The 26,813-nt window shown below is 73.1% G+C and carries 28 protein-coding genes and 1 riboswitch; of the genes, 2 read left to right on the top strand and 26 right to left on the bottom strand.

Going from position 1 to position 26,813, the window contains the following annotated elements; translation table 11 throughout:
* Window positions 1-53 precede the first annotated feature (53 nt).
* Genes SK069_RS07550 through SK069_RS07535 form a run of 4 tightly spaced genes read right to left on the bottom strand, consistent with a single transcriptional unit; the run spans window position 54 to window position 5,202 of the window.
* The gene (locus SK069_RS07550; protein ID WP_319953588.1) at window positions 54-1,166 is read right to left on the bottom strand and encodes an NDP-sugar synthase; all 1,113 of its coding nucleotides are present in this window, start codon (window positions 1,164-1,166) and stop codon (window positions 54-56) included.
* 2 nt (window positions 1,167-1,168) lie between these two features.
* Complete coding sequence (locus SK069_RS07545; protein ID WP_319953587.1) at window positions 1,169-2,533, bottom strand: UDP-glucose dehydrogenase family protein; 1,365 nt, start codon at window positions 2,531-2,533, stop codon at window positions 1,169-1,171.
* Window positions 2,534-2,572: 39 nt separating this feature from the next.
* A complete protein-coding gene (locus SK069_RS07540) occupies window positions 2,573-4,084 on the bottom strand; it encodes an LCP family protein (protein WP_319953586.1) in 1,512 nt (503 codons plus the stop codon).
* Complete coding sequence (locus tag SK069_RS07535) at window positions 4,081-5,202, bottom strand: M20 family metallopeptidase (RefSeq protein ID WP_319953585.1); 1,122 nt, start codon at window positions 5,200-5,202, stop codon at window positions 4,081-4,083. The genes SK069_RS07540 and SK069_RS07535 overlap by 4 nt, the downstream gene beginning before the upstream one ends.
* A 117-nt stretch (window positions 5,203-5,319) precedes the next feature.
* On the opposite strand from SK069_RS07535, the gene SK069_RS07530 reads away from it, so the two are divergent.
* On the top strand, window positions 5,320-5,454 hold the full coding sequence (locus SK069_RS07530) for a hypothetical protein (protein ID WP_319953584.1): 135 nt from the start codon (window positions 5,320-5,322) through the stop codon (window positions 5,452-5,454).
* A gap of 128 nt (window positions 5,455-5,582) precedes the next feature.
* On the opposite strand, the gene atpC is transcribed toward SK069_RS07530, so the two are convergent.
* The 11 genes from atpC to SK069_RS07475 form a co-directional block, all read right to left on the bottom strand.
* The gene (gene atpC, locus SK069_RS07525; RefSeq protein ID WP_319953583.1) at window positions 5,583-5,996 is read right to left on the bottom strand and encodes an ATP synthase F1 subunit epsilon; all 414 of its coding nucleotides are present in this window, start codon (window positions 5,994-5,996) and stop codon (window positions 5,583-5,585) included.
* Between the two features lie 5 nt (window positions 5,997-6,001).
* Window positions 6,002-7,414, bottom strand: a complete 1,413-nt coding sequence (atpD, locus tag SK069_RS07520; RefSeq protein WP_319953582.1) for a F0F1 ATP synthase subunit beta — start codon at window positions 7,412-7,414, stop codon at window positions 6,002-6,004.
* A gap of 38 nt (window positions 7,415-7,452) precedes the next feature.
* Window positions 7,453-8,364, bottom strand: a complete 912-nt coding sequence (gene atpG / locus SK069_RS07515) for an ATP synthase F1 subunit gamma (RefSeq protein ID WP_319953581.1) — start codon at window positions 8,362-8,364, stop codon at window positions 7,453-7,455.
* A 26-nt stretch (window positions 8,365-8,390) separates the two neighbouring features.
* Window positions 8,391-9,947, bottom strand: coding sequence for a F0F1 ATP synthase subunit alpha (gene atpA, locus SK069_RS07510; protein ID WP_319953580.1), 1,557 nt, complete (start codon window positions 9,945-9,947; stop codon window positions 8,391-8,393).
* Between the two features lie 46 nt (window positions 9,948-9,993).
* Window positions 9,994-10,524, bottom strand: coding sequence for an ATP synthase F1 subunit delta (gene atpH / locus SK069_RS07505; protein WP_319953579.1), 531 nt, complete (start codon window positions 10,522-10,524; stop codon window positions 9,994-9,996).
* A gap of 4 nt (window positions 10,525-10,528) precedes the next feature.
* Complete coding sequence (gene atpF / locus SK069_RS07500; protein ID WP_319953578.1) at window positions 10,529-11,107, bottom strand: F0F1 ATP synthase subunit B; 579 nt, start codon at window positions 11,105-11,107, stop codon at window positions 10,529-10,531.
* A gap of 45 nt (window positions 11,108-11,152) precedes the next feature.
* Window positions 11,153-11,434: an ATP synthase F0 subunit C gene (gene atpE, locus SK069_RS07495; protein ID WP_406628258.1), complete on the bottom strand. Its 282-nt coding sequence runs from the start codon at window positions 11,432-11,434 to the stop codon at window positions 11,153-11,155.
* 31 nt (window positions 11,435-11,465) lie between these two features.
* A complete protein-coding gene (gene atpB, locus SK069_RS07490; protein ID WP_319953577.1) occupies window positions 11,466-12,350 on the bottom strand; it encodes a F0F1 ATP synthase subunit A in 885 nt (294 codons plus the stop codon).
* Window positions 12,347-12,742 (bottom strand): hypothetical protein, encoded by a 396-nt coding sequence (locus SK069_RS07485; protein ID WP_319953576.1) that lies wholly within the window; start codon window positions 12,740-12,742, stop codon window positions 12,347-12,349. Before SK069_RS07485 ends, atpB begins: the two co-directional genes overlap by 4 nt.
* 10 nt (window positions 12,743-12,752) lie before the next feature.
* Window positions 12,753-12,905 carry a hypothetical protein gene (locus SK069_RS07480; protein WP_319953575.1) on the bottom strand — a complete coding sequence of 51 codons (153 nt, stop codon included), beginning with the start codon at window positions 12,903-12,905 and terminating at the stop codon, window positions 12,753-12,755.
* Between the two features lie 319 nt (window positions 12,906-13,224).
* Complete coding sequence (locus tag SK069_RS07475) at window positions 13,225-15,003, bottom strand: potassium/proton antiporter (RefSeq protein ID WP_319953574.1); 1,779 nt, start codon at window positions 15,001-15,003, stop codon at window positions 13,225-13,227.
* A 119-nt stretch (window positions 15,004-15,122) separates the two neighbouring features.
* On the opposite strand from SK069_RS07475, the gene SK069_RS07470 reads away from it, so the two are divergent.
* Complete coding sequence (locus SK069_RS07470; protein WP_319953573.1) at window positions 15,123-15,749, top strand: TetR/AcrR family transcriptional regulator; 627 nt, start codon at window positions 15,123-15,125, stop codon at window positions 15,747-15,749.
* Window positions 15,750-15,767: 18 nt separating this feature from the next.
* Here SK069_RS07470 and SK069_RS07465 read toward each other — a convergent pair whose 3' ends face one another.
* The 11 genes from SK069_RS07465 to SK069_RS07415 form a co-directional block, all read right to left on the bottom strand.
* On the bottom strand, window positions 15,768-16,979 hold the full coding sequence (locus SK069_RS07465; protein ID WP_319953572.1) for a glycosyltransferase family 4 protein: 1,212 nt from the start codon (window positions 16,977-16,979) through the stop codon (window positions 15,768-15,770).
* Window positions 16,980-17,088: 109 nt separating this feature from the next.
* On the bottom strand, window positions 17,089-18,375 hold the full coding sequence (gene glyA, locus SK069_RS07460) for a serine hydroxymethyltransferase (RefSeq protein WP_319953571.1): 1,287 nt from the start codon (window positions 18,373-18,375) through the stop codon (window positions 17,089-17,091).
* A gap of 29 nt (window positions 18,376-18,404) precedes the next feature.
* Window positions 18,405-18,488: riboswitch (ZMP/ZTP riboswitch) on the bottom strand.
* 20 nt (window positions 18,489-18,508) lie between these two features.
* Window positions 18,509-19,510, bottom strand: coding sequence for a hypothetical protein (locus SK069_RS07455; protein WP_319953570.1), 1,002 nt, complete (start codon window positions 19,508-19,510; stop codon window positions 18,509-18,511).
* A 9-nt stretch (window positions 19,511-19,519) separates the two neighbouring features.
* On the bottom strand, window positions 19,520-19,987 hold the full coding sequence (rpiB, locus tag SK069_RS07450; RefSeq protein WP_319953569.1) for a ribose 5-phosphate isomerase B: 468 nt from the start codon (window positions 19,985-19,987) through the stop codon (window positions 19,520-19,522).
* A 10-nt stretch (window positions 19,988-19,997) separates the two neighbouring features.
* Entirely contained in the window at window positions 19,998-20,660 is a 663-nt protein-coding gene (locus SK069_RS07445) for an L-threonylcarbamoyladenylate synthase (RefSeq protein WP_319953568.1), read from the bottom strand.
* Window positions 20,657-21,562 carry a peptide chain release factor N(5)-glutamine methyltransferase gene (prmC, locus tag SK069_RS07440; RefSeq protein ID WP_319953567.1) on the bottom strand — a complete coding sequence of 302 codons (906 nt, stop codon included), beginning with the start codon at window positions 21,560-21,562 and terminating at the stop codon, window positions 20,657-20,659. The genes SK069_RS07445 and prmC overlap by 4 nt, the downstream gene beginning before the upstream one ends.
* On the bottom strand, window positions 21,559-22,629 hold the full coding sequence (gene prfA, locus SK069_RS07435; protein ID WP_319953566.1) for a peptide chain release factor 1: 1,071 nt from the start codon (window positions 22,627-22,629) through the stop codon (window positions 21,559-21,561). The genes prmC and prfA overlap by 4 nt, the downstream gene beginning before the upstream one ends.
* Window positions 22,630-22,708: 79 nt before the next feature.
* A complete protein-coding gene (locus tag SK069_RS07430; RefSeq protein ID WP_319953565.1) occupies window positions 22,709-23,752 on the bottom strand; it encodes a DUF1385 domain-containing protein in 1,044 nt (347 codons plus the stop codon).
* Window positions 23,753-23,781: 29 nt separating this feature from the next.
* The gene (locus tag SK069_RS07425) at window positions 23,782-24,033 is read right to left on the bottom strand and encodes a type B 50S ribosomal protein L31 (RefSeq protein ID WP_319953564.1); all 252 of its coding nucleotides are present in this window, start codon (window positions 24,031-24,033) and stop codon (window positions 23,782-23,784) included.
* A 78-nt stretch (window positions 24,034-24,111) separates the two neighbouring features.
* On the bottom strand, window positions 24,112-24,888 hold the full coding sequence (locus SK069_RS07420; RefSeq protein ID WP_319953563.1) for a hypothetical protein: 777 nt from the start codon (window positions 24,886-24,888) through the stop codon (window positions 24,112-24,114).
* Window positions 24,889-25,029: 141 nt separating this feature from the next.
* Window positions 25,030-26,757 (bottom strand): electron transfer flavoprotein-ubiquinone oxidoreductase, encoded by a 1,728-nt coding sequence (locus SK069_RS07415; RefSeq protein WP_319953562.1) that lies wholly within the window; start codon window positions 26,755-26,757, stop codon window positions 25,030-25,032.
* Between the last annotated feature and the right edge of the window lie 56 nt (window positions 26,758-26,813).

Raw genomic sequence — 26,813 nt, 5'->3', positions numbered from 1 at the left:
GCCGCAGCATCGCAGACCGGACGGGACCCGACCGCGCCCGGGTCCGGCGGGCGTCAGAACCAGACGGTGGAGGGCTCGAGGCGCGCGCCGGGCGCCAGCCGCATCCCGTGGGAGAGCGCGTTGCCCTCCCCCACGAACGCGCCGTCGCCGACCATCGCGTGGTCGCCGAGGACGACGCCCGCGCCGATCGTCGCGCCGACGCCGACCACGCAGTCGCGCAGGCGCGCCCGCTGGCCGACGCGGGCGCCCGCGAGCACGACCGCGTTCTCCAGGATGACGTCGTCGGCGACCTCCGCGCCGACGCCGACGACCGAGCCGGCCCCGATCGCGACGCGGGCGCCGATCCGCGCCCCCTCGTCCACGAGCGACGCGCGGTCGACGACCGTCTGCTCACCGACCTCGGCCGACGGGGCGACCGGGCCGTCGCGCAGCCGCTCGGCGACCTGGGTGCGCACGCGCCAGAAGAGGATGTCCTGCGTCGCCTCGAGGTACCGCTGCGGCGTCCCGATGTCCATCCAGTAGCGACCGCGGTGCACGCAGCCGTAGAGGCCTTCGCCGACGAGCCGCGGCCAGACCTCGCGCTCGATCGAGACGAGCCGGCCCTGGGGGATGAGGTCGAAGATCGAGCGGTCCAGCACGTAGGCGCCGGCGGAGATGAGGTCCGTGTCGATCTGCTCGGGCGTCGGCTTCTCGAGGAAGCCCCGCACCGAGTGGTCGTCGTTCAGCCGCACGAGCCCGTAGGCGGTCGGGTCCTCGACCGGCACGAGCGCGAGCGTGCCCCGGGCGCCGGAGCGCTCGTGCTGCGCGAGCTGCGCGGAGAGGTCCATGTCCGTCAGGACGTCGCCGTTGAGCATGAGGAAGCGCTCGTCGCGCAGGTGCGGCTCGGCGTACCAGAGCGCGCCGGCGGTCCCGCGGGGCTCGGGCTCCTCGACCCACGTGATCGAGAGGCCGAACCGCTCGCCGTCACCGATCTCCCGCACCATCTCGTCGGCGAGGAACCCGCAGCACATGACGACGTCGGTCACGCCGTGCGCGGCGACCCACTCGAGCATGTAGGCCATGAACGGCCGGTCCACGAGGGGGACGATCGGCTTGGGCCGGTTGGAGGTCAGGGGCCGCAGGCGGGTGCCCTTCCCGCCGACGAGGATGACGGCCTGCGCGCCCACGGTCAGGCGCCCGCCACCGTGCTGACGGGGCGGCCCGGCTCGGCCGTCAGCGCCCGGCGGCCGATGCCCTCGTACCGCAGGCCCGCCGACGCCGCGGCGTCCCCGTCCAGCGCGTTGCGCCCGTCGATGAGGACGTCGCCGGCCATCACCGAGCGCAGCTCGGCGAGGTCGAGATCGCGGAACTCCTGCCACTCCGTGACGAGCACGACGGCGTCGGCGCCGCGCGCGGCGGTGATCGCGTCGTCGGCGAGCGTCACGCCGCGCAGCATCGGGGCGGCGATCTCCGACGCGATCGGGTCGAAGGCGGTGACCTCCGCGCCGGCGGCCTGCAGCCGCGCGCTGAGCACGAGCGAGGACGCCTCGCGCATGTCGTCGGTGTTCGGCTTGAACGCGAGGCCCAGCAGCGCGATCCGCTTGCCGATGAGCGTCCCGAGGTGCTTCTCGAGCTTGCCGATGACGCGGCGCTTCTGGAGCTCGTTGACCTCGATGACCGAGTTCAGGAGCTGGAAGTGGTAGCCGGAGTTGCCGGCGAGCTGCTTCAGCGCGGTGACGTCCTTCGGGAAGCACGAGCCGCCGAAGCCGATCCCCGCGTTGAGGAACTTCGGGCCGATCCGCTCGTCGAGGCCCATGCCGCGGGCGACCTCGACGACGTCGGCACCGGTCTCCTCGCAGACGTTCGCGATCTCGTTGATGAACGAGATCTTCGTCGCGAGGAAGGCGTTCGAGGCGAGCTTCACCATCTCCGCCGACGCGATGTCGGTGCGCACGAGCTGGCCGGGGCCGTTGCCGCCCTCGTCCGGGACGAGCAGCGGGCGGTAGAGCTCGACGACCGCGTCGCCGGCCCAGTCGCCGTCGTCGCCGACGACGACGCGATCCGGCGCGAGGAAGTCGCTGACCGCGGTGCCCTCCTTGAGGAACTCCGGGCACGACACGTAGCGGAAGCCCGACTTGCCCTGCTCCGCGAACACGCGCTTGATCGCCTCGCCGGTGCCGACGGGGACCGTCGACTTCATGACGAGCGCGTGGCGGTCGGAGGCCGGCATCGCACCGACGACCGCGTGGACGGCGGAGAGGTCGGCGTCGCCGGAGTACGTCGGCGGGGTGCCGACGGCGACGAAGAGCAGCCGGGCGCGGTCCAGCGCGACCGAGATGTCGGTCGTGAACGTCAGCCGCTCGCGGTTCTTCTCCACGAGCTCGGCCAGGCCGGGCTCGTAGATCGGGATCTCCCCCCGGTTCAACCGCGCGATCTTCTCGGCGTCGATGTCGACGCAGACCACGTCGGACCCGAGCTCGGCGAAGCCGACCGCGGTGACCAACCCGACGTAGCCGGTGCCGATGACACCGACGGGCTCTCGTTCAGCGGACATGAGACCGGGGAGGCTACACGCCCCGCCCGGTCCGGAGGCCTACGACGAGTAGCGGGTGAACGAGCGCGCGAGCGCGCGCATCTCCGCGTTGGTCAGCTCGTTGGAGAGCGTGTTGCTGATCCAGTACGTCCCGCGGCCCGACGTCCACATGAGGCGGCGGATCTGCTTGCCGTCGTACTGCACGAGCCAGGTCCGTCCGCCGATGCGCTCCTCGTCGTCGGCGAGCTTCAGGATCGGCGGGTCGTCCCACGTGAGGCCCTGGACGCCGTAGTACTGCCCGACGCCGGGGTCGGCGACGACGATCCGGTAGCCCCGCCACGGGTAGGTGCGTCCGCCGGGACTGCGGATGTCGTAGCCGCGGGAGTCCTGCGCCCGGTAGTTCCCGCGCTTCGTCATGAGGCTCGGGTAGTAGACGGGCATCTGCGCGTCCTTGACGATGTCGGACTGCTGGATCGCCTGGCGTGCCGCCATCGGATTGGCGAAGAGCGAGTCCGGGGTGCGGGCCTTCTTGCGCCGCGCCTGACGGCGGGCCGGTCGGGCACCGGTCTTCGCCGCCTCGTCGCGCGCCTCGCGGGCGCGGCGGCCCGGCACGGAGGCCGGGTGCAGGAACTGGCGCGCGGCGCGGGCCAGCGCCGCGGGCGTCGTCACGACGTTCGTGCGGTCGCCGGCGTCGGCGACCTGGAGCTTCACCTTCGACGTCGGCTTGCCGGCGACGTCGACGGCGAGCCGCACCACGCCGAGCAAGCCGCGCGGCGTGCCGATGTCGGTCTTGATGTAGCGGTTGATCGCCCGCAGCAGGTTGTTGCGCTCGCCGAGGAGCTTCGAGTTGGCGATCTGCGCGCGCGCCTCGGCGAGGTAGTTCGTCTGGCGCGCCTCGCGCACGAGGTCGCTGTCGGTGTGGCGGAAGCGCACGTAGTCCAGCGAGTCCTCGCCGCACATCCGCTGGTAGCCCGACGGAACGTCGATCTTCGCGTAGCCCGAGTTCGGCGGGTTGAAGTACTTGCGGTCGATGTCGGCGTAGAAGCAGCCGAAGAAGTTCACCGCGCGGGAGAACGCGCCGAAGCGGATCGACACGTAGTGGTGGATGAGGAACTCCTCGCCCGGCGTCGAGAGCATCGTCTGGATCGTCCGGATGAGCTGCCGCGGCCCGCGGGTGTAGGAGTCGTTGAGCTTCTGGCGCCCGCCCCCGAGGTCGATGAGCAGGTCGCGCGGCAGCGAGAGCATCGTCGTCGCGTTCGCGTCGGGATCCAGCCGCAGGAGGATCATCGTGTCGGACCGCGTGGGCGTCGACTTGTCGTCGGAGAGCCGTCGGTCGTCGCCGACGAGCAGCACCGTCTGCGGCTTGCCGGGCTCGACGTCCGCCAGGACCCCCTCGAGGCCCTTGACCTGGGTGCGCTCGGGGTCGAGCGCCTCGATCGACTTCTTCGCCTCGTTCTCGACGGTCGTGGCGACCGCCGCGCCGGCGAAGGCGAGCACGACGATGCCCGCCAGCAGGATGCGGAGGCCGAAGCCGATCCCCGGGCGGGGCGGGCGGACGGACAGCGAGCTCAACGACGGGCCTCGGCGGTCGTCGGTGCCGGGGCGACGGCGACCGGATCGGTGGTGAGGAGGCGCACGAGCGCCTCGCGATAGCGGGCCAGCGACGGGATCGACACCCACTCGTCCGGGCCGTGGTGCCCGGCGCCCTCGGGTCCGCACTCCACGGCGGGGATCCCGGCCTCGAGGAACGCGAACGCGTCGGAGGCGCCGTCCCGGCCGACCGGCAAGCCGATCCGCTCGTCGCCGCCGCTGACGTCGCGCAGCGCCTCGCGCAGCGCCACGACGTAGGGGTTCGCGCGCGAGACGATCGCCGGGCCGCGCTCGAGCACCCGCAGGACCTCGAGGTCGGGGACCGTCCGGATCTGGCGCAGGATCTCCGCGGGATCCTGCCCCGGCACGTACCGGATGTCGACGGTGATCTCGCAGCAGTCGGGGACCATGTTGAACGCCTCGCCCCCGGAGATCCGCGCGAGGTTGATCGAGGGGCGCTCGTAGAGCTCGCTGCTCTCCTGGCTGAACGGCAGGGTCTCGATTCGCCGGAACGCGTCGAAGGCCTTCAGGATCGCGTTGTCGCCGAGCCACGGCGTCGACCCGTGGGCGCTCGTGCCGTGCACCGCGGCCTTCAGCGCCAGCACGCCCTTGGCCTGGACCCCGATCTGCAGCTGCGTCGGCTCGCCGGTGATCGCGAAGTCCCCGCGGAGCACGCCGGCGCGCACGAGCGCATCCGTCGAGCGGTGGTCGACCTGCTCGCTCTCCTCGTCCGGCACGACGACGAGCTGCACGCGCGTGCGCGCGCGGTCCACCGCGTCGCGGACGGCGCAGAGCATCGCGGCCAGCCCGCCCTTCATGTCGTAGGCGCCGCGCCCGATGAGCCGGTCCCCCTCGACGCGCGGGACGAACTGCGACGGCTGCGCCGGGACCACGTCGAGGTGCCCGTGGAGGATGATCGTCGGGCCGTCGGAGGGCCCGATCTCCGCCAGCAGGACCGGGAGTCCCTCGTGATCGTGATCGACCGCGTCGATCCCGTGCGACTCCAGCCAGCCCTTGACGAACCCGCCGGCAGCACGGAGGCCGTCCGGATGCGAGGTGTCGTACCCGACCAGCCGCTCCGCGAGCAGCCGTTCGTCCATCGCGGGAAGGATAGGGATGCGGTCAGATGGGTGGTCCACCCCGTCGCGCAGGGGTGGCGCGCCACTCGGATCGGCGGCGCGCCGGCGCTCGTCGCGCGCGCGTGCGAGGATGCGCGCATGAGCGACGAGCACGATCCGCACGAGTCCGTCAAGGTCACCCCGACCCTCTGGGGCTTCTCGGCCGCGACCGTGGTGACGTTCGCCGGGATGTTCCTGGCGATCATCTACAACTCCAACGGCGGCGGCTTCTAGGAGCGCCCCGTCGCGGCCGCCGCACCGGTGGCCGCGGCGCGCCCCGCGCGGGTGGCGCAGGAACGACGACGGGCGGCCCGGAGGCCGCCCGTCGTCGTTCTGGGACGCGGCGCCGACGCGCCGATCGGCTAGAGCCGGTCGGCGAGCCGGACCAGGGCGTCCGCGCGGCGCTTGCCGGCGAGCGCGAGGCGGTGCTGCTCGGTCCCCTCGGTCGCGCCGGCGAGGCGCTCGTCGGCCTCGACCTGGCGCTTCTTCGCGTCCTCGGCGGAGTACTCGTCGACGGGGTAGGCCTCGTCGACGAGGAGGAGGACGCCCTCCTTGGCGACCTGCACGTAGCCGCCGACCTGCACGAAGCGCGTCACCTCGCCCCCGGGCTGCGTCAGGCGCAGCTCCGCCGGCTCGAGCCGGCCCAGGAGCGGGGCGTGCTTGGCGAGGATGCCGATCTCGCCCGCGACCGTGCGGGTCGAGACCTGCTCGACCTCACCGGAGAAGAGCTCCCCGGTGGGCGTGAGGACGTCGACGCGGAACGGCGTGTGGGCCACGGCGATCAGCCCTTCTTGGCGGCCGCGACGACGTCGTCGATCGAGCCCTTGAGCAGGAAGGCCGACTCCGGCAGGTCGTCGTGCTGGCCCTCGACGAGCTCCTTGAAGGAGCGGACCGTCTCGGCGATCGGCACGTAGGCGCCCGGGGTGCCCGTGAACTGCTCGGCGACGTGGAACGGCTGCGAGAGGAACCGCTCGACCTTCCGCGCGCGCTGCACGGTGATCTTGTCCTCCTCGGAGAGCTCGTCGATGCCGAGGATGGCGATGATGTCCTGCAGCTCCTTGTAGCGCTGCAGGATCTCCTTGACCCGGTTGGCGACCTCGTAGTGCTCCTGGCCGACGACGTCGGGCTTCAGGATCGTCGAGGTCGAGTCGAGCGGGTCGACGGCCGGGTAGATGCCCTTCTCCGAGATCGCCCGCGAGAGGACGGTCTGCGCGTTGAGGTGGGCGAACACCGAGGCCGGCGCCGGGTCGGTGAGGTCGTCGGCCGGGACGTAGATGGCCTGGACCGAGGTGACCGAGCCCTGGCGGGTCGAGGTGATCCGCTCCTGCAGCTGGCCCATCTCCGACTCGAGCGTCGGCTGGTAGCCGACCTGCGACGGCATCCGGCCCAGGAGCGCCGAGACCTCGGAGCCGGCCTGGACGAAGCGGAAGATGTTGTCGATGAAGAGCAGCACGTCCTGGCCGCCCTGCTCGCGGAAGTACTCCGCCATCGTCAGGCCGGTGAGGGCCACGCGCATGCGGGCTCCGGGCGGCTCGTTCATCTGACCGAAGACGAGCATCGTCTTGTCGATGACGCCCGACTCCTGCATCTCCAGGTAGAGGTCGGTGCCCTCGCGGGACCGCTCGCCCACGCCGCAGAAGGCCGAGAGGCCGCCGTGCTCCTTGGCGAGGTTGTGGATGAGCTCCTGGATCAGGACGGTCTTGCCGACGCCGGCGCCGCCGAACAGGCCGACCTTGCCGCCCTTCGCGTACGGGGCGAGCAGGTCGATGACCTTGATGCCCGTCTCGAACATCTCGGTCGTCGGCGTGAGGTCCTCGACCTTCGGCGCCGGGCGGTGGATGCCCCAGCGCTCGGCGTCGGCGGCGACGGCGTCCTTGCCGTCGATCGTGTCGCCGAGGACGTTGAAGATCCGGCCGAGCGTGACGTCGCCGACCGGGACGGAGATCGGACCGCCGAGGTCGCGGACCTCGACGCCCCGGGCGAGGCCGTCGGTCGAGTCCATGGCGACCGTGCGGACGCGGTCGTCGCCGAGGTGCTGCTGCACCTCGAGGACCAGGCGCGAGCCGTCGGGGAGCGTCGTCTCGACGGCGTGGTTGATCTCCGGCAGCTGGCCGGGGAACGCGACCTCGACGACGACGCCCTGGATCGACTCGACGCGCCCGACGTTGGTGGCGGTGGCGGTTGCGGCTTCCATCAGTTCCTTCTCCAAATCGATTCCGGCGCTGGTCCGGCTCAGCTCAGCGCCTCGGCGCCCGCGACGACTTCCATGATCTCCTGCGTGATCTCCGCCTGGCGGGCCCGGTTCATGGCCAGCGTCAGCGAGTCGATCACCTCTCCGGCGTTGTCCGACGCGCTGCGCATCGCGGTCATGCGCGCGCCGTGCTCGGACGCGGCGGACTCCAGCAGCGCCCGGAGCAGCGACACCTCGACGAACTCGGGGACGAGCTCGGCGAGGATCTCGGCCGGGTCGGGCTCGTACTCCACGAGCGCCTTGTGCCCACCCTCGGACGCGGCGGGCGCGTCCTCGTCGGACTCCTCCTCACCGACGACGCTCGCGGCGGCGAGCGGGAGGAGCGTCTCGCGACGGACCTCCTGCACGAGCGGCGACACGTAGCCGTTGTAGACGACCTCGACGCGGTCGATCTCGCCGTCGACGTACGCGCCGACGAGCGCCTCCGCGATCTCGCTCGCGTGCTTGCCCTCGGGGCTGTCGGTGAAGCCCGTCCAGGAGCTCGCGATCGCGCGGTTGCGGAACTGCAGCGAGGAGAGGCCGCGGCGGCCGGTCGTGTAGTACCGGACCTCCTTGCCCTCCGCCTCGATCTCCTCCGCGCGGGACAGGCCGGCGCGGAGGATCTGGGAGTTGAAGGCCCCCGCGAGGCCGCGGTCGGCGGTCACGAAGAGGACCGCGACGACGCGCTCCTCGTCGTGGGTCTGCAGCACCGGCTGGGACTGCAGCTCACCGCTGCCGGCGGCCGCGGCGGCCTGGCGGGTCATCTTGCGCAGCGCGTCGGCGTACGGCCGCAGCGACGCGGCGCGCTCCTCCGCCTTGCGCAGCCGCGCGGCGGAGACCATCTCCATCGCGCGGGTGATCTTGCGGATGTTCTGGACCGAGGCGATCCGGTTCTTGACGTCGCGCTGAGCCATGGTCAGAGAGCGTTCGGCGCGCCGGCTCAGGCCGCCGCGGCGGACTCGAGCGGCTCGCCGTTCTCGTCCAGGTCGTACCCGAAGTCGTCCTCGGCGAACTTCTTCACGAAGGCGTCGACGGCGGCCACGGTCTCGTCGGACCAGTCGCCCCCGGCGATCTTCGAGCGCAGCTCGGAGATCTCGGAGCGGGCGGTCTCGATCAGGCGCAGGTGGAACTCCTCGACGCGGTCGGTCGAGATCCGGTCGACGTAGCCGTTCGTGGCCGCGTAGATCTGGATGACCTGGTCCTCGACCGGGACCGGCGAGCGCTCGCCCTGGTTCAGCGTGCGCACGAGGCGCTCGCCGCGGGCCAGGGTGCGGCGCGTGTCGGCGTCGAGGTCCGAGCCGAACTGCGCGAAGGCCTCGAGGTCGCGGAACTGGGAGAGCTCGAGCTTGATCCGGCCGGCGACCTTCTTCATCGGCTTGATCTGGGCGTCGCCGCCGACGCGGGACACCGAGATGCCGACGTTGATGGCCGGGCGCACGCCGGAGTAGAAGAGCTTCGGCTCGAGGAAGATCTGGCCGTCGGTGATCGAGATGACGTTCGTCGGGATGTAGGCCGACACGTCGCCGGCCTGCGTCTCGATGATCGGCAGCGCCGTCATCGAGCCCGCGCCCTCGGCGTCGGAGAGCTTCACCGCGCGCTCCAGCAGGCGCGAGTGCAGGTAGAAGACGTCGCCCGGGTACGCCTCGCGGCCCGGCGGGCGGCGGAGCAGCAGCGACATCTGGCGGTAGGCGAAGGCGTGCTTCGTGAGGTCGTCGTAGACGGCCAGGGTGTGGCCGCCCTTGTAGACGAAGTACTCCGCCATCGCGGCACCGGCGTACGGGGCGATGTACTTGATCGGCGCGGCCTCGTCGGCGCCGGCGGCGACGATGATCGTCGAGTCCAGGGCGCCGTTCTCGGCGAGGACCTGGGCGAGGTTGACGACCGTCGCCATGCGCTGGCCGATCGCGACGTAGACGCTGATGACGCCCGCGTCCTTGTTGTTGATGATCGTGTCGACCGCGATCGAGGTCTTGCCCGTCTGGCGGTCGCCGATGATCAGCTCGCGCTGGCCGCGGCCGATCGGGATCATGGCGTCGATCGCCTTGATGCCGGTCTGCAGCGGCTCGCCGACCGGCTGACGCTCGATGATGCCCGGCGCCTTGATCTCGAGCGGACGGGTCTCCGTCGACTCGATCGGGCCCTTGCCGTCGACCGGCACGCCGAGCGGCGTGACGATGCGCCCGAGCAGCGCGTCGCCGACCGGGATCTCGAGCTGCTTGCCGGTGCGCTTGACGGTGTCGCCCTCGACGACCCGCTGCCAATCGCCGAACAGCACGGCGCCGACGTTGTCGGCGTCGAGGTTGAGCGCGAGGCCGGTGACGCCGTGCGGCAGCTCGAGCTGCTCGAAGGAGACGGCGTTCTCGAGGCCGTGGATGCGGGCGATGCCGTCGGAGACCGACAGCACGGTGCCGACCTCGTTCAGCTCGGCCGTGCCGGCGTCGAGGCCCTCGATGCGGCTCTTGAGGATGCTGGTGATCTCGTCGGGCTTGATCTGCATGGAACGTGCGGTCCTTGGAAAGGCTTCAGGTGGAGGTCGCGGGCGGTCAGCCGGCCGCGACCTGGCGGCGGAGCGACTCGAGGCGGTTGCGGATCGAGGCGTCGAGGATCTGGTTGCCGACGCGGAGGGTCATGCCGCCGACGAGGCCGGGGTCGACCTCCGTCGAGAGCTCGATCTGCCGACCGGTGCGGCGCCCGATCTCGTCGCCGATCCGGCGCGCGGCCTCGTCGTCGAGCGGGACGGCGCTGGTGATCTGGACGGGGAGGAGCTTGCGCTCCTCGCGCCAGAGCGCGTCGAAGGCCCGACGCAGACGCGGCAGCGCCGGCAGGCGGTGGTTCTCGACGAGGACGTCGAGCAGGTTCACCAGGATCGGCTCGGCGTCCACGACGACCTTGCCCAGCGCGTCCCGCTTCTCCGCCGTCGAGAAGTACGGCGAGAAGAAGTACACGCGCAGGTCGCGCGACTCCGCGAAGGCGTCGTCGATCTGACCGAGCTGGTCGGCGACCGCGTCGAGGTTGCCCTTCTCCCGGGCGACCTCGAACAGCGATCGGGCGTAGACGCGGGCGATCTCCTCCATCGCGCTACCGGCCGCCCTCGGTCGTCAGCTGCGAGAAGTCGATCTCGCCGAGCGCCTCGTCGAGCAGGCGGCGCTGCTCGTCGTCGGTCAGCGACTTGCGCGTGACCTTGGCGGTGGCCTCGACGGTCAGGGTCGCGACCTGCTCGCGCAGCTCGCCGACGGCGCGACGGGTCTCCGCCGCGATGTCGCTCTTGGCCTGGTCGAGGATCTCCTCGCGCTGCTTCTTCGCGGCCTCCTTGGAGTCCGCGAGGTGCTGGTCGGCGGACCGGCGAGCGCGGGCGATGATCTCCTCGCTCTCGGCACGGGCCTTCTGCAGCTGCTCGCGGTAGTCGGCGGCCAGCTGCTCGGCCTCCGCGCGCTCGCGCTCGGCAGCGTCGATCGAGTCGGTGATCTTCCGCTGGCGCTCGTCGAGCGCGGTGGCGATCCTCGGGAAGGCGAACTTGGACAGCAGGAACATCGAGATGCCGAAGACCAGGAGGGTCCACAGCATCAGGCCGAGATCCGGGCTGACCAGGAAGCTCCCGCCCTCATCCTCACCGGCGGATGCGGCGAGGACCGAGGGAAGGGTGGCGATGGCGCTCATCGGCTCCTCAGACAGTCGGGGTGGACAGGGGCGGGGCTGCTCGGCCTACAGGAAGAAGGCGAGGAGGCCGGCCACGAGGCCGTAGAAGACGCAGGCCTCCGTGAGGGCGAAGCCCAGCCACTGGATGCCGGTGAGCTCGTCGCGCAGCTCGGGCTGACGGGCGACGGACTCGATCATCTTGCCGAAGATGTAGCCGATGCCGACGCCGGCGCCCGCAGCGCCGAGACCGCCGCCGAGACCAAGCGCGATGGCCTTGCCGGCGTCCGCCGAGGTGCCCTCGAGCTCGGCGGCGGACTGGGCGAGGGTGGTGATGATGGAGAGGTCCACGGGGTGTGCTCCTTCTGAGATCTCTCGGGGATCAGTGGTCGTCGGCGACGGCCGAGCCGAGGTAGATGGCGGTCAAGGTGGCGAAGATGAAGGCCTGCAGCGTCGCGATCAGGCCCACCTCGAAGAGGAAGAGGGCGATGCCCGCCGGCAGCGTGATGATGCCGAGGGCCGCGGTGCCGAGGAGGACGGCGAGACCGCCGGCCATGAAGAGGATGATGAGGTGGCCCGCCAGGATGTTGGCGAAGAGTCGCACCGAGAGCGACATGAGCCGCATGATGTTGGAGAAGAGCTCCAGCACGAAGATGAAGCCGGCCATGCCGCCCTTCACCCCGGACGGGACGAGGCTCTTCAGGTACCCGATCGGGCCCTTGGCGCGGACGCCCTCGATCGTGTACGAGAGGAACACCACGATCGCGAGGGTCAGCGGGATCGAGAGGTTCGCCGTCGCCGCGTAGAGCGCGAAGGACGGGATCTCGGTGCCCTTGATGTGGTGCTCGGTGTTCGTCGGCAGCGGGATGTAGCCGATGAGGTTCGAGTACCAGATGAAGAGGAAGAGGGCCCCGATGAACGGGAACCACTTCGCCGCCATCTTCGGGTCCATGTTGCCGCGCGTGATGGTGTCGCGCATGAGCGTGAAGAGCAGCTCGACGGCGGTCTGCACGCGGTTCGGCCGCGCCTGCATCCGCTTGGCGATCCACATCATCGTGACGACCGTCAGGACGCCGGCGATGATCACGTAGAGGACCGCCTTGTTGATCGAGAAGACGCCGAGGTCGACCCAGTCGTCGAGCTTGAACTCGTTCTGCGGCTTGAACGAGGACTCCTCCGGCCGCTCGCCGCCGAAGGCCGCGAGGAAGCCGATGATGAGGACGACGTAGACCCCGAGGCCGGTGAAGACCTTGGCGCGGGTGCTCATGGGTGGGCGGACCCTCCGGGAGGCGTGGAGCTCGTCGGCGTGCCGCCATCGGCGGCGCGGCTGACGAGCGACAGGGCGAGGTAGGCCGTGAAGGCGGCCAGCACGGTCAGGGCGGCGGCGGCGCCGTGGTCGTCGCCGATGCCGACACCGGCGACGACGACGCCGACGGTGACGAGCCAGGCGCGACCGAGCAGCGCGGCGACGTTGATCTTCACCGCCGAGCGGACGTCGCCGATGCTCTGGGCCTTGCGGACCGCGAGCTCGGCGATCGCGCGCTGGGCGACCCAGACGCCGGCGCCGATGAGGCATCCGCCGACCGGGGCGCCGAGCAGCAGGATCACCGGCAGGGTGAGGACGACGAGGACGACGTCGAGGAAGCGGAGCGCGGGCACGAGGCTCAGCTCAAAGGTCCCGGAAGCGGACGATGACCGCAACGACCCCGGCGGTCAGGCCGACGAGCGACCCGACGACCAGCGCGGGACCCGTCGCATCGACGAGCGACCCGACCCCGAGCCCGGCGAGGACCCCGAGGACCAGGCCGGTCAGCACGAGCATCCCCGCTGTCGCGGGACTCGGCGTGGGACCGGAAGGGCTCATCGGAGGTCGGGCGACCGGATGGGAAGGAGAGGGACGACATCGTCGTAGGACCGGCGATGCGGCGGATCCGGCGAGCGGATCCACGGCGGCGGCCGCCACCATAACGCACCCGAGCGGGCGCGTGCCACGCGGTCCGGGCGCGAATCGTCAGTAGCCATCGGGGATCGTGCGCCCCGGCACCTGCGCTCGTGACAGGCGGAACGAGGGCTCGTGCGACGCCGCACCGCTTGGCGCGCCGCCGCTCGTCCTCCCCCGCGACGCCCGCCTCGGGCGGCGGTCAGGCGGCGCAGGCGCCGATGACGTCCTGCCACCACCCGGCCTCGGCGTCGTCGCCGGCCTGCGCGAGGCGGTGGCGCGCCGCGCGCTGCACCGACCGGCGCGAGCCCACGAGGAGCACGGCGCCCGAGACCGCGTAGCGCCCGTCGGCGAGGACGACGAGGGCCCCGGGTCGGTCGCGGCGCAGGCGCAGCTGCTCCACGACCTCGATGCCGCCGACGGTCGGCGGGTCCCCCGGGTCGCCGTCCCGCGCGTCCCACGGTCCGGTGCGGAAGATCGGGGCGATCGCCACGAGCCGCTTCGTCGGACGCAGCGCGGGCCCGACCGGCCCCGTCCGCCAGCGGTCGACGAGCGCCTGCAGCTCGCCGGCGACCTCCCGGCGGGCGAGGACGTGGAGCCGGTCGCCGACCTCCAGCCGGGAGGAGCCGCGCGGCAGCAGCGCCTCGTCCCCGCGCACGAGGAGGCTCACGAGCGCCTCGCGCGGCAGCCCGAGGTCCTTCACCCGCGCGCCGGTCATCGCGTCGCCCTCGCGGACCCGGACCTCGACGACCTCCGCGCCGAGCTGGCGCACCGTCGCGACCTCCACCAGCGGCTTGTCGAGCGCGGGCTCGGTCGTCGTGACGCCGAGGCGATGGGCGAGCCCCTCGAACGTCACGCCCTGCAGGACCGTCGTGAGGAGCACGACGAAGAACACGATCGACAGGAACTCCTCCGCCCGCGGCACCCCGGCGATCACCGGGAAGGTCGCGAAGACGATCGGCACGGCCCCGCGCAGGCCGGCCCACGAGAGCGCGAGCTGCTCGTTCTTCCGGAAGCCCTGCGGGCCGAGGAGGATGCAGATCGCCAGCGGCCGGCCGATGAGCAGCAGCGCGGCGGTGATGACGAGCGCCTCGACCCAGACGTCGTCGAGCGAGTGCGGCGAGACGAGCAGCCCGAGCGCGAGGAACATCCCGAGCTGCGCGACCCAGGCGATGCCGTCGTGGAAGGCGGTGATCGTGCGCTTGCCCTGGATCGTCGCGCTGCCGAGGATGAGGCCGGTCAGGTAGGCCGCCAGGAGCCCCGAGCCGTGGAGCGTCGTGGCACCGCCGTAGGCGAGGAAGGCGGCCGCCAGCGACGCGACGGGGTAGAGGCCCTCGCTCGCCAGGCGCGCCCGCTGGAACGCTTGGACGGCGAGCAGCCCCACGAGCGTGCCGATCACCGCGTCGATCGCGAGCTCGCCGATCATCGTCAGGACGAGGTCGACGACCGTGTAGCCGTCCTTCGTCTGGAGGTTCACGAGGCCGATGACCAGCAGCGCGGTCACCGGGTCGTTCATGCCCGCCTCGCCCTCGAGGGTCCGCGCCAGCCGCTTGCGCAGGGTGGACCCCCGGAGGAGCGCGAAGATCGCGGCGCCGTCGGTCGAGGCGACGATCGCGCCGAGCAGCAGCCCCTGCTCGAACGAGACGTCGAGCAGGACGTAGGCGAAGGTCCCCACGACCGCCGCCGTGATGAGGACGCCGAGCGTCGCGAGCGTGGCGACGGGCAGGAGCACCGGGCGGATCTCGCGGAAGCCGGACGCGAGGCCCCCCTCGAAGAGGATCAGGACGAGCGAGAGGAGGCCGATGTCGCGGATGAGCTCCGCGTCGCGGGTGTCGACGATCCCGAGCTCGTCCGGTCCGGCGAGCATCCCGAGCAGGAGGAAGACGACGAGGGCCGGGACGCGCATGCGTCCCGCCAGGAGCGAGGCCGCGAGCCCCGCGACCAGCAGGACCCCGGCGAGGAGCAGCACCTCGTCGAGCACCGGGTGGATCCTAAACCGCGGCTGAACCGCACCCGGCTGTCCGGGCGGCGCACCTCCCCCGCTCCGGACGCTCCGGATCGACGGCCGGCGCCGGCGAGCGCGCCGGGTACCCTCGCGGTGTGCCGCCCGCCCCTCGTCGCGCAGAGAGCTCGAGCCGCCGCTCGGAGGTCCAGGTCGACGTGGTGCAGGCGCTCGAGGCGCTGCTGCAGGAGGACGTGCCCTACGCGGAGATCGGCGTGGAGCGGCTCGCCCAGCGGGCCGGCATCTCGCGGACCGCGTTCTACTTCTACTTCCGGGACAAGCGCGAGGTGCTCGACCGGCTCACGGCGAGCGTCGCCACCGAGCTGCTGGACGCCGGCGGCCCGTGGTTCACCGGCGACGACACCGGCGCCGACGCGCTCGGCACGGCGCTCGGGCGGATCGCCGCCGTCTTCTCCGCGCACGGGCCGCTGCTGCGCGCCGTCGTCGAGGTCGCGGCGGCGGAGCCGCGCGTCGGCGACGAGTGGCGCGGGCTGATCGGGCGCTTCGTCGCGGCGACCGCCCGCCAGATCGAGGCCGAGCAGGCGGCCGGGCGGGCGACGGCGTCGGATCCCCACGCGACGGCGTTCGCGCTCGTGTGGGGCGTCGAGCGCGCGCTCTTCCAGCAGATCGCGCGCGGCGCGGACGTCTCGCTCGACGCCGTCGTCGACGCGCTCCACGGCATCTGGCTGCGGGCGATCTACGGACGCACCGACGCCGACGCGTGACGCATCGGCCCGCGCGCGTCAGCGGCCGACGGTCGGGTGGTCGTCGGTGATCGCGTCGATCTCGCCGGTCTCCAGGGCGCGACGGACGTCCTCGTCGATCTCCCGGTCGCTCAGCCCGGGGCTCGCGCGACGGAGGCGCCGCGCGTCCAGCCGGCGGAGCTTCACGATCTCCAGCAGCACGACGAGGTACGCGCTGAAAGCGAGCACGGCCAGCACGACGACGCCGACGACGCTCGTCCAGAGCGGGTCGTAGTGGTCGCGGTCGTCGTTGTAGGGCACGTACTTCAGCGCCACCGCGACCATCGCCAGCGAGCCGGCCCAGGCGTAGAGGTAGAGCACGACCCGTCGCTGGCTGAAGCCGATCCGGGTCAGGCGGTGGTGGAAGTGGTTCTGGTCGGCGGTGTAGATCGGCTGGCCCGCCTTCAGGCGCTTCAGCACGACGAACGTCGTGTCGAGGAACGGCACCGCGAGGACCATCATCGGCACCACGAGGGCCAGCACGGCGTTCGTCTTCACCGAGCCCTCGACCGCGACGCCGGCCAGCAGGTACCCGAGGAGCATCGCCCCGGTGTCCCCCATGAAGATCGACGCCGGGTTGAAGTTGTGCACGAGGAACCCGACCGCGGCGCCGCAGACCGCCCCGGCGAGGATCGACGCGTGCTGGCCCGACGCGAGGTCCCACGCCACGAACCCCAGCGCGAGCGCCGCGATCGCGCAGACCCCGGCCGCGAGGCCGTCGATGCCGTCCGAGAGGTTCACGACGTTCATCACCGCGACGAACCCGAGCACCGTGAGCGGGGCGCCGAAGCCGTGGAAGTCCAGCGCGCCGAGGAACGGCAGCGTGATGTTGCCGACCTCGACGCCCTGCGACACCGGGATCGCCGCGGCGAGCACCTGACCGGCGAGCTTCGCCAGCGGGTGGAGGTCGAAGCGGTCGTCGAGCGCGCCGACGACGGTGATCACCAGGCCGCCGAGCAGCAGCGCGTGGAGGTTGTCGATCTGCGCCTCGCTGATCCGCGACGCGTCCGGCAGCGCGACGAGCATGCCGATCGCGACGCCGGCCGCGATCGCCAGCCCGCCGAGCAGCGGCGTGCCGCCGGCCGCGACGCCGCGTCCGCGCGGCCGGTCGACGGCGCCGACGGCTCGTGCGAGCCGCCCGACCAGCGGCGTCAGCGCCGCTGCGACGGCGAAGCCGACCAGCAGCGCCACGAGCGGATCGCGCCACGTCATCGGTGCGACAGCTTAGGGCCCTTCCCCTGGAGGGCCTTCGGCCCGCGGGCCCGACGCCCGGCGCGACCGCGCCGGCCCGCGCCGGGCCGGCGGCCGCGTCGCAGGGCGCTCAGCCGAGCTGGGCGTAGAGCGGATAGCGCGTCGCGATGGCGCGGACGCGCTCGGCGAGGTCGCCCTGCGCGGCGCCGAAGGCCGTCGCATCGCCGGTGAGCGCCGTCGCGATGATGTCGCCGACCTCGCGGAAGTCCTCGGCGCCGAGGCCGCGGGTGGCGAGCGCCGGGGTGCCGACGCGCAGGCCGGAGGTGACCATCGGCGGACGCGGGTCGAACGGGACCGCGTTGCGGTTGACCGTGATCCCGACCTCGTGGAGGCGGTCCTCGGCCTGCTGGCCGTCGAGGTCGGTCTCGCGCAGGTCGACGAGCACGAGGTGGACGTCGGTGCCGCCGGTCAGGACGTCGAAGCCGGCGTCCGAGCGCTGCAGGAGCTGGTCGGCGATCGCGCGCGCGCCGTCGACGGTCCGCTCCTGACGCTCGCGGAACTCGGCGCTGGCGGCGATCTTCAGCGCGACGGCCTTCGCCGCGATGACGTGCTCCAGCGGGCCGCCCTGCTGGCCGGGGAAGACCGCGGAGTTGATCGTCTTCGCGTGCTCCTCGCGGCAGAGGATGATCCCCGACCGCGGGCCGCCGAGGGTCTTGTGGACCGTCGTGGAGACGACGTCGGCGTAGGGCACCGGGGACGGGTGCAGCCCCGCGGCGACGAGGCCCGCGAAGTGCGCCATGTCGACGAAGAGCAGCGCGCCGACCTCGTCGGCGATCTCGCGGAAGCGCGGGAAGTCGAGGTGGCGCGGGTACGCCGACCAGCCGGCGACGATGAGCTTCGGGCGGGTCTCGCGGGCGAGGCGGGCGACCTCGTCCATGTCGATCCGGGAGGTCTCGCGGTCGACCTCGTAGGCGACGATGTCGTAGAGCCGTCCCGAGACGTTGAGCTTCATCCCGTGGCTCAGGTGCCCGCCGTGAGCCAGCGAGAGCCCCATGATCCGGTCGCCCGGCTGCAGGAGCGCGTGGTAGACGGCGTTGTTGGCCTGCGCGCCGGCGTGCGGCTGGACGTTCGCGTGGTCGGCGCCGAAGAGCGCCTTGGCGCGCTCGATCGCCAGCGTCTCGATGACGTCGACGTGCTCGCAGCCGCCGTAGTAGCGCTTGCCCGGGTAGCCCTCGGCGTACTTGTTCGTGAGCACCGAGCCCTGGCACTCGAGGACCGCGCGCGGGACGAAGTTCTCCGAGGCGATCATCTCCAGCGTGTCCTGCTGGCGGCGCAGCTCGGCGCCGACGGCCTCCGCGACCTCGGGGTCGAGCTCGGCGAGCGAGGCGTTGAAGAAGTCGGCGGGCAGGTCGGACACGGGCGTCTCCTCGGTGGATCGGGGTGGCGGCGGGGTGCCCAGGCGCGCGGCGGTGCTCGTGTCGCTCCCCGGTGGTCGGTTCCACCCTGCAGGCGCCAGTCGCGACCCGATCGATGCTAGCGAACGTCCCGGCTCAGACCCCGGCCGCGGCGGCGGCCGCGGCCTGCTCCTGCTCCGGGCTCAGCGCCCGTCCGCGGCGACCCAGCAGCAGCGCGACGGCCACGGCCACCGCGGTCCACGCGACGAGCACGAGCAGCGGACCGGCGAGCGACGCGTCGGGGAAGTAGCGGGCGTCGTGGATCGCCGTCGTCGCCGCGCCGTTGGGCAGCAGCTGGCCGACCGCGCGCCACGGCTCGGGAAGGAGCTCCGGTGGCGCCGCGCCACCCGCGGCCGGGTTGCCCAGGATGACGAAGAGGAGGATCGACACCCCGGTGCCCACGAAGCCGAGCAGCCGCTGGAAGGCGACGGTCGCGGCGCCGACGGCGGCGACGGTCAGCGCGCCGGCGAGGGCGCAGAGACCGAACGCCCCTCCCCCGCCGATCGCGGACGCGACCGCGGTGCCGAGCAGGCCCCCGAGGACCGCGAGCACCCCGATCGCCAGCAGGCGTCGCCCGGTCTGCCGCAGCCCGAGCTCCGTGCCGAGCGCGAGGCCCAGCAGCGCGGCCCCGAGGTACCCGGCGAGCACGAGGCCGATCGCGAGGTAGAACGAGACGAGCCCCCGCGGATCGCCCGTGGGCAGCGCGTGGACCTCGGTGGTGCGGACGGTCGCGCCCGCCTGCCGCAGCTGCGGCGGCAGCTCGGCGCGCAGCAGCTGGGCGACGGCGACCGAGGCCGCCGGGGCGGTGACGAGCTCCAGTCCGCGCCGGCCCGCCACGAGCGCCCCGTAGGCGTCGCGGCGATCGATCGCGCGGCGCGCCTGCTCGGCGTCGGCGACGCGCCGGACCTCGATCGCCCCACCGCGCCCGAGCGCCGCGGCGACCTCGTCCGGGACCTGCGCGGCCACGGCGACGGGGACGTCGGTCGGGCGCGGGTCGTGCAGCGCGCCGACGTAGGAGCCGATGAAGAGGAGGCTCAACAGCAGCGTCGCGGCGATCGCGGCCGCGGCGCGGCGCAGCGTCGTGCGATCGGGCAGCACGGCGCTCGCTCAGGCACTCGCCGGCGGGCGGCCGTCGCCGCCCCGCTCGACGTCGGCGATCTCGCCGACCCGGCGCTCGTGGCGCCCGCCGTCGAAGTCCGTGTCGAGGAACGCCGCGACGATCGCGTCGGCGTCGTCGGCGGCGACCCGCGCCTGCGAGAGGCCCAGGACGTTGATGCCGTTGTGGCGGCGGGCCATCGTGGCCTCGTCCGCGTCGTGCGCGTTCACGGCGCGGATCCCGTCGATCTTGTTCGCGGTGATCGTGACGCCGTTGCCGGATCCGCAGACGAGGACGCCGCGCTCCGCGTCGCCGGCGGCGACCGCTCGGGCCGCCTGCGCGGCGAACGGCGGGTAATCCGTGGACTCCGCCGAGGTCGTGCCGACGTCGACGACGTCATGGCCGGCGGCCTCGAGGGTCGACTTCACGTGCTGCTTGAGCTCGAACCCGGCGTGGTCCGAGCCGACGACGATCCGCATGGCCTGGACGCTACCGCCCGGCGGCGCCCGTGTCCGCTCCGCCCGGGGTCGCGCCGTCCAGGCGGGCCGCGATCGCGGCGGCCGGGACCGCGCCCTCGCGGACGATCCGCCAGCGACCGCCCGCGGCGAGCGGGCGCAGGTCGACGATCGTCGACGCCACCCCCGGGAGCGCCCCGCCGTCGAGCACGACGGCGCAGCCCGCTCGGACGTCGGCCGGCACGTCGGCGAGCCGGACGGGATCGGCCTCCCCCGCCCGGTTCGCGCTCGTCTGCGCGATCGGCGGGGCGTCGACGGGGCCGCTCGCGATCCGCGGGACGCGCAGGCCGAGCGTCGTGGGGTCGGTCCCGCAGGCGGCGGCGAACCGGCGCTCCGGGTTGGGCAGGAGCACGCCCACCGGTCCGGGCAGGAGCACCCGCAGGGCGCGGTCGATGCCGTCCGGCTGCGGGCCGATCGCCTCGAGCGCCGCGTCGAGCGACCAGCACATGACGGCGTCGGGCTTCCCGGGCGGGCGGTCCTTCAGCGCCGCCATCCGCGCCACCGCGTCCGCGTCCTCCGGGTCGGTCGCCAGGCCGTACACCGTGTCGGCCGGGAAGCACGCGACGTCCCCGCGGCGCGTGGCCGCCGTGAGGGTCGCGATCGCCGCGGCGTCCAGCGGCAGCACCGGCGCGCTCACGGGCGCCGTCCGAGCACGACGCGACCGATCCCGGCCAGGTCGTCGCGGACCGCGACGTCGCGCCAGCCGGCGGCCTCGAGGAGCGCAGCGGTCGCCGGCGCCTGCCCGGCCCCGATCTCGATCGCCAGCAGCGCGGCGCCGGCATCGGTCGCCGCCGGCACCAGGCGACGGACGACGTCGAGCCCGTCCGGCCCCCCGAAGAGCGCCAGCGCCGGGTCGTGGTCGCGGACCTCGGGCATGAGCGACGGCCGGTCGCCGTCGGGCACGTACGGCGGGTTGGAGAGCACCGCCAGCGGCGTGCCGATCGCGGCCGCGTCGAGGCCCGCCAGCAGGTCGCCCGCGTGGAACGTCACCGGGAGGTCGAGCCGGCGCGCGTTCTCGCGCGCGACGGCGAGCGCGTCCGGCGAGACGTCCGTCGCGTGGATCCGCAGGTCCGGGCGCTCGTCGGCGAGCGCGAGGGCGATGGCGCCGCTGCCCGTCCCGACGTCGAGCACCGCGGCCCCGGACGGGAGCTCGAGGCCGACCTCGACGAGGAGCTCCGTCTCGGGGCGCGGCACGAGGACGCGTCCGTCGACGACGAGGTCGACGTGCCGGAAGCCGCGGGTGCCGAGCAGGTGGGCGACGGGCGCGCGCTCGTCGGCGCGGCGGCGCTCCAGCGCGGCGAGCGTCGCCGCCTGGGACGGGGTCAGCGGCTCGTGCCCGTCGAGGAAGAGCCGGGTGCGGTCGGGACGGCCGGGATCGACGACCTCGGCCACGAGGAGCTCGGCGTCGAGCCGCGGTCCGTCGATCCCGGCCGCGGCGAAGCGCGCGGCGAGTCGCCGGACCGCGTCCAGGCGGGTCTCCGGCGCGGCGGGGCGCGGATCGGTCGCGGCGCGGCGCGCGCCCGGCGCCGGTCCGCTCACGAGGATCCGGTGGTCGTCCCGTCGGCGGCCTGCAGCTCGAGCAGGCGCCGCTTCTCGTCGGCCTGCAGCGCGGCGGTGAACTCGTCCAGCTCGCCCGCGAGCACCGCCTCCAGCGAGTACAGGGTGACCTTCACCCGATGGTCGGTGACCCGCCGCTCGCCGTAGTTGTAGGTGCGGATCTTCTCGGCGCGGTCGCCCGTGCCGACCTGCGCGCTGCGGGCCGCTGCCTGCTCGGCGCGCTGCTCGGCCAGCGCGCGCTCCTGCAGCCGGGCGCGCAGCACGCGCATGGCCTTCTCGCGGTTCTGCAGCTGCGACTTCTCGTCCTGCATCGACACGACGACGCCGGTCGGCTTGTGGGTGATCCGCACGGCGGAGTCGGTGGTGTTCACCGACTGCCCGCCCGGACCACCGGAGCGGAAGACGTCGATCTGCAGGTCGTTCTGGTCGATCCGCACGTCGACGTCCTCGGCCTCCGGCAGCACCGCCACCGTGCAGGTCGAGGTGTGGATCCGCCCCTGCGACTCCGTCGCGGGGACGCGCTGGACGCGGTGGGTCCCGCCCTCCCACTTGAAGACGGAGTAGGCGCCGTCGCCCTTCACGGCGAACGTGTACTTGCCGTCGGAGACCTGCAGCGGCTCGGCCGTGAACCCGCGACGCTCGGCGAACTTCACGAGCATCCGGTACACGTCTCCCGCCCAGAGGCCGGCCTCCTCGCCGCCCGCCCCGCCCTGGATCTCGACGATGACGTCGCGCTCGTCGTAGGGGTCCGGCTCGACCATCGCCAGCCGGATCTCCTCCTCGAGCTCGCCGATCCGCTCCCGCGCGGTCTCCAGGAGCTGCCGGACCTCGGCGTCGTCGTCGCCCTCCTCGAGCAGCTCGCGCGCGCCGGCGGCGTCGTCGGTCGCGCGCTCCCACTCCTGGGCGAGCTCGTGGGCGTCCTTCAGCCGGGCGTACTCGCGCCCGACCTCCGCGTAGCGCTGCCGGTCCCCGATGACCTCGGGATCGACGATCTGCTGCTCGAGCTCGGCGAACCGGGCGTTGATCTGCTCGACGAGGGCCTCGATCACGGACGACCGAGGGTACTCCGGCGGGCCGCGGCGGGGACCGCGGCCCGGCCGCCGCCAGGGCGGCGGCGCCCGCCGACGCTCAGGCCGCGACCTCGATGCCGGCCAGCTCGGCGTCGCTGGCGTCGCGCGGGTCCTCGCGGTCGAGCACCGCCTGGAGCGCGGCGATCGCGACCGCCAGCTGGTGGGCGTCGGGCACGCGGGTCGTCATCCGCTGCAGCTGCAGCCCGGGCCACATGATCACCCGGACGAGCGCGTTGCCGCGGTGGCGCCCGGCGTACTTGATCGCCTCGAACGAGAGGCCGACGATCAGCGGCAGGCCGGCGAGGCGCACGAGCATCATCTGCCACCAGTCCAGGAGCCCGAGCGGCGAGTAGACGGCCACCGCGACGAGCATCACGATGAGCATGAAGCTCGTGCCGCAGCGCGGGTGCAGGCGGCTGAAGCGCGACGCGTTCTCCGGCGTCAGCGGCAGGCCGGCCTCGTAGCAGGCGATGGTCTGGTGCTCGGCGCCGTGGTACTGGAAGACGCGGCGCAGGTCCGGCAAGCGCGAGATGAGCGCGAGGTAGCCGACGAAGATCGTCGTCGAGACGACCGCCTCCACCATCCAGAAGGCGACCCCCGAGCCGAGCTCGTCCTTGATGAGGCTCGTGAGCCCGACGGGGGTGAGGACGAAGAGGCCGACGGCGAGCAGCACGCCGCCGAGCACGGCGACCGTCCAGTCGCGCTTCGTCGGCTGGTCGTCCTCGGGCGCCTGGGACTCGGCGGCCAGGCGCAGCGCCCGGAAGCCGATCCGCAGCGACTCGACGAGCGCGACCGAGCCGCGGAGCACCGGGAGACGCAGCCAGCGCTTGCGGGCGAGCACGGAGCGGAACGGCGCGACCTGCACGCCGATCCCGCCGAGCGCCGGCTCGCCGGCCGGCAGGCGCCCGTCGACGAGCTGGTCGGGATGCGGATGGCGGACGGCGACCGCCCAGTGGCGGACGCCGCGCATCATCACGCCCTCGACGACCGCCTGACCGCCGACGGGGGCGTCGCGCTGGGCGCCGTAGGAGACGTCGACCTCGCGGTCGGCGTCGAGCGCGCGAGCCGGGACCTCCTGGTCGAAGGGCCCGCGCGCGGACATCGGGGTCGGACGCTCGAGCGCCCGCGGCCTCAGGCCTCGGCGCGCTTGGCGGCGCGGCGGCGGAACCGCTCGACGCGACCGGCGGTGTCGACGATCTTCTGCTTGCCGGTGTAGAACGGGTGCGAGGCCGACGAGATCTCCACGTCGACGACCGGGTAGGTCTCGCCGTCGAGCTCGATCGTGTTGTTGCTCTTGAGCGTCGAACGCGTCAGGTAGGTGACGCCGGCGGAGACGTCCCGGAAGACCACGGGCCGGTACTCGGGATGGATCTCGGACTTCATCGTCGGAGCAGGGTAGCAACGCGTCCGGGGTCCCCGCGGCGCGCTCGACGGACGACCGGCGCGTGACCGCGGCGCCGTTCAGCCGGCGCTCGCGGGGCAGGCCGCCCGGACGGCGTTGTCGTCCTCGTCGCGCTCGTCGACCGCCCCGTCCGGATCGGCGACGACCCGCAGCGGACGATCGCTCGCGCAGCGGCGACCGGGCACGAGCACGACCTCGTCGCCGCCGACCGGCGCGATCTCGGTCCGTCCGAGCTCGACGCCGTCCTGGAGCACCGCGACGACGACCGGCCGCCCGCCGAGCGCCGCCGGGCGCTCCGTCCGCATCGGGACGCGGTACACGACCTCCCCGGCGGTCGGCGCGGGCGTCCAGGCGAGGCCGCCGCCCACGGCGAGGTTCGGTCGCAGGTCCTCGACCCGGCAGGCGCGGCTCGTGGTCGATCCGGTGCGCAGGTCCCCGTTCGGGCGCAGCCACCGGAACGTCACGCGCACCCGGTACGCCGCGCCGGGGCGCAGCCCGCGCACGCCGATCCGGCGCACCATCCGCCGCGTCCCGGCCCGGGCGGTCTGGCTCGGCTGGAAGCCGGCGGGCAGCTCGCTGCGGCGCAGCGTCCGCCACGAGCCGCCAGGCGCCCGCTCCTGGAGCCGCAGCCGGAAGCCGTAGGAGAGCGACGGCGCGGACATGTCGCTCATGCGGACGACGAAGTCGACCGCGCGACCCTGCGCGTCGGTCGCCGACGTCGTGCAGGCGGTGCGCGACACGGAGGACGGCGCCGGGCGGTCGGCCGCGTGGGCGGCTCCCGGGAGGAGCGCGACGGCGGCGAGCGGGACGGCGAGCAGGGGGCGGCGGAGGGTCACGGGGCGCACGGGTGGGCCTACGGGGGGCGGCGGGCCCAGCGGCCCGACGTCTTCAGGAACCGGCGAGGGCCGCGCGAGTTGCGCGGCCCTCGACGAGTCTCCGCCGTCCCGGGCGGGGGCGGATGCGGTCGCCCCGCGGGGTCAGACCACCTGGTAGGCGGGCCCGTCGCCGCCCTCCGGCGGCGTCAGGCGACCGCCGCGGGCGGTGATCGCCCCGCACTGCACGCAGTTCGTGTAGTTCACGGTGACGTCGACGAAGCCCTCGGACGGCTGGTCGTCCTCGATCTCGTAGACGCCCGCCGGGCACATCCACTTCCAGGCCTCGGCCACCTGGCGCGGGACCCGCTTCTCGATCCGGATGTGGTTCGGCGCGTCGTCGCGCGTCGCGTTGCCCGTGATGAAGACCGAGCTGAGCTTGTCGAAGAAGTACTTCCCGTCCGGCTGCGGGTAGATCTCCTTGATCGGCTTCGCGGGAACGTCGACCGCGACCTCCTTGTCGAGGTGCAGCTCCGGCTTGCCCGGCGGCAGCTTGCCCTTCGTGACGAAGTCGAGGCCCGAGAGGGCCGCGCCGACCGGCAGGCTGTGCGCGTCGAGCAGGCCGCGGTTGGACTGGACCTCGCGCAGCGTCTTGCCGACGAGGGAGTCCTCGATCGCGGTCTCGTAGGAGGAGAAGTCGGTCGAGCCGGCCTTCAGCTGCTCGTAGATCCGCTCGCCGGCGATCTTGCCGGCCGCGATCGCGAGGTGGACGCCCTTCAGCCGGGCCATGTCGACCATGCCCGCGCCCTCGCCGACGATCACGGCGCCGGGGACGGAGAGCTTCGGCTGCGACAGGAGGCCACCGGCCTGGATCGCCTTCGCGCCCCACGCGGTGCGCTCGCCGCCCTCGAGGATCTCGCGGACGTACGGGTGGGCCTTGAACGCCTGCAGCAGGTCGTGGACCGAGACGGTGGCGTCCGGCGTGTGCAGCGGGACGACGTAGCCGATCGAGACCTGGTCCTCCCCCATCGGGTAGATCCAGCCGCCGCCGGCCATCGCGTCCTTCTTGCGCGGGCTCGCGGGCCAGCCGAAGGTGTGGACGACCTTCTTGAAGGGCGTCTTGACCTTCCAGACCTCCTTCGCGCCGATCTCCCACGTCGGCGGCTGCTTGCCGGCGGCGAGGTCGAAGCGCTTGACCGCGGCACCGGTCAGGTGGCCCCAGTTGCCCTCGGCGAGCACGGTCGCCTTCGCGTGGACCTCCATGCCGGGCTCGAACGTCGAGAGCTGCTCGCCGTCCTTGCCGCGTCCCTTGTCGCCGGTGACGATGCCGACGACCTGGTCGCCGTCGACGAGCAGCTTCTGCGCGGCGGTCTCCGTGAGGATGTAGGCGCCGGCCTCCTCGGCCTGCTCGGCCATCCAGCGGCAGAGCTGCGAGATCGAGACGACCCAGTTGCCCTTGTTGGCGAAGTTCGGCGGCGTGGGCCTGAGCGTCAGCGCCTTCTTCTCGTTGCGGAACCAGACGCCCGCGTCGTCCTCGACCTCGGTGTAGACCGCCGCGTTCGCCTTCGGGTCGAAGTCCGGGAAGAGCTCCTTCAGCGGGCCCGGCTTCATCACGGAGCCGGAGAGGTTGTGGGCGCCGCAGACCTTGCCCTTCTCGATCACCGCGACGGGGACCTCGCCGAGCTGCTCCATGAGCTCGGGGTCCTCGGCGAGGAGCTGCAGGAGCCGGTTGGCGGCGGCGAGGCCGCCGGGACCGCCACCGACGATGGCGACGCCGACCTCGATCCGCTCCTCCTCGTCGGCCTCCGGCGCGGCGACGAACTCCGCGACGGTGTCTACGGGGGGCGGGAACTGGGCGGGCGCGATCGCGCCGTTGCTCGCGGAGGCGGTCATGTCGTGGTTCCTGTGCGTGAGGGAGTCCGTGGGGCCCGTGCGCGGACCCGGCGCAT

The sequence above is a fragment of the Patulibacter brassicae genome, from assembly GCF_033949425.1.
GTDB classification, from domain to species: domain Bacteria; phylum Actinomycetota; class Thermoleophilia; order Solirubrobacterales; family Solirubrobacteraceae; genus Patulibacter; species Patulibacter brassicae.
This window is presented reverse-complemented; position numbering and strand designations above follow the sequence as displayed.

Bases quoted from the DNA above. Each gene is read 5' to 3' on its own strand.
- rpiB (WP_319953569.1), bottom strand. From the start codon at position 19,987: ATGCGGATCGTCGTCGGCTCGGACCACGCCGGGTTCGAGCTCAAGCAG.
- atpB (WP_319953577.1), bottom strand. From the start codon at position 12,350: ATGAGCACCCGCGCCAAGGTCTTCACCGGCCTCGGGGTCTACGTCGTC.
- atpD (WP_319953582.1), bottom strand. From the start codon at position 7,414: ATGGAAGCCGCAACCGCCACCGCCACCAACGTCGGGCGCGTCGAGTCG.
- SK069_RS07545 (WP_319953587.1), bottom strand. From the start codon at position 2,533: ATGTCCGCTGAACGAGAGCCCGTCGGTGTCATCGGCACCGGCTACGTC.
- atpH (WP_319953579.1), bottom strand. From the start codon at position 10,524: ATGGAGGAGATCGCCCGCGTCTACGCCCGATCGCTGTTCGAGGTCGCC.
- SK069_RS07425 (WP_319953564.1), bottom strand. From the start codon at position 24,033: ATGAAGTCCGAGATCCATCCCGAGTACCGGCCCGTGGTCTTCCGGGAC.
- SK069_RS07430 (WP_319953565.1), bottom strand. From the start codon at position 23,752: ATGTCCGCGCGCGGGCCCTTCGACCAGGAGGTCCCGGCTCGCGCGCTC.
- atpG (WP_319953581.1), bottom strand. From the start codon at position 8,364: ATGGCTCAGCGCGACGTCAAGAACCGGATCGCCTCGGTCCAGAACATC.
- atpF (WP_319953578.1), bottom strand. From the start codon at position 11,107: ATGAGCGCCATCGCCACCCTTCCCTCGGTCCTCGCCGCATCCGCCGGT.
- SK069_RS07530 (WP_319953584.1), top strand. From the start codon at position 5,320: ATGAGCGACGAGCACGATCCGCACGAGTCCGTCAAGGTCACCCCGACC.
- SK069_RS07415 (WP_319953562.1), bottom strand. From the start codon at position 26,757: ATGACCGCCTCCGCGAGCAACGGCGCGATCGCGCCCGCCCAGTTCCCG.
- SK069_RS07535 (WP_319953585.1), bottom strand. From the start codon at position 5,202: ATGGACGAACGGCTGCTCGCGGAGCGGCTGGTCGGGTACGACACCTCG.
- SK069_RS07465 (WP_319953572.1), bottom strand. From the start codon at position 16,979: ATGACGTGGCGCGATCCGCTCGTGGCGCTGCTGGTCGGCTTCGCCGTC.
- atpA (WP_319953580.1), bottom strand. From the start codon at position 9,947: ATGCAGATCAAGCCCGACGAGATCACCAGCATCCTCAAGAGCCGCATC.
- SK069_RS07480 (WP_319953575.1), bottom strand. From the start codon at position 12,905: ATGCTCGTGCTGACCGGCCTGGTCCTCGGGGTCCTCGCCGGGCTCGGG.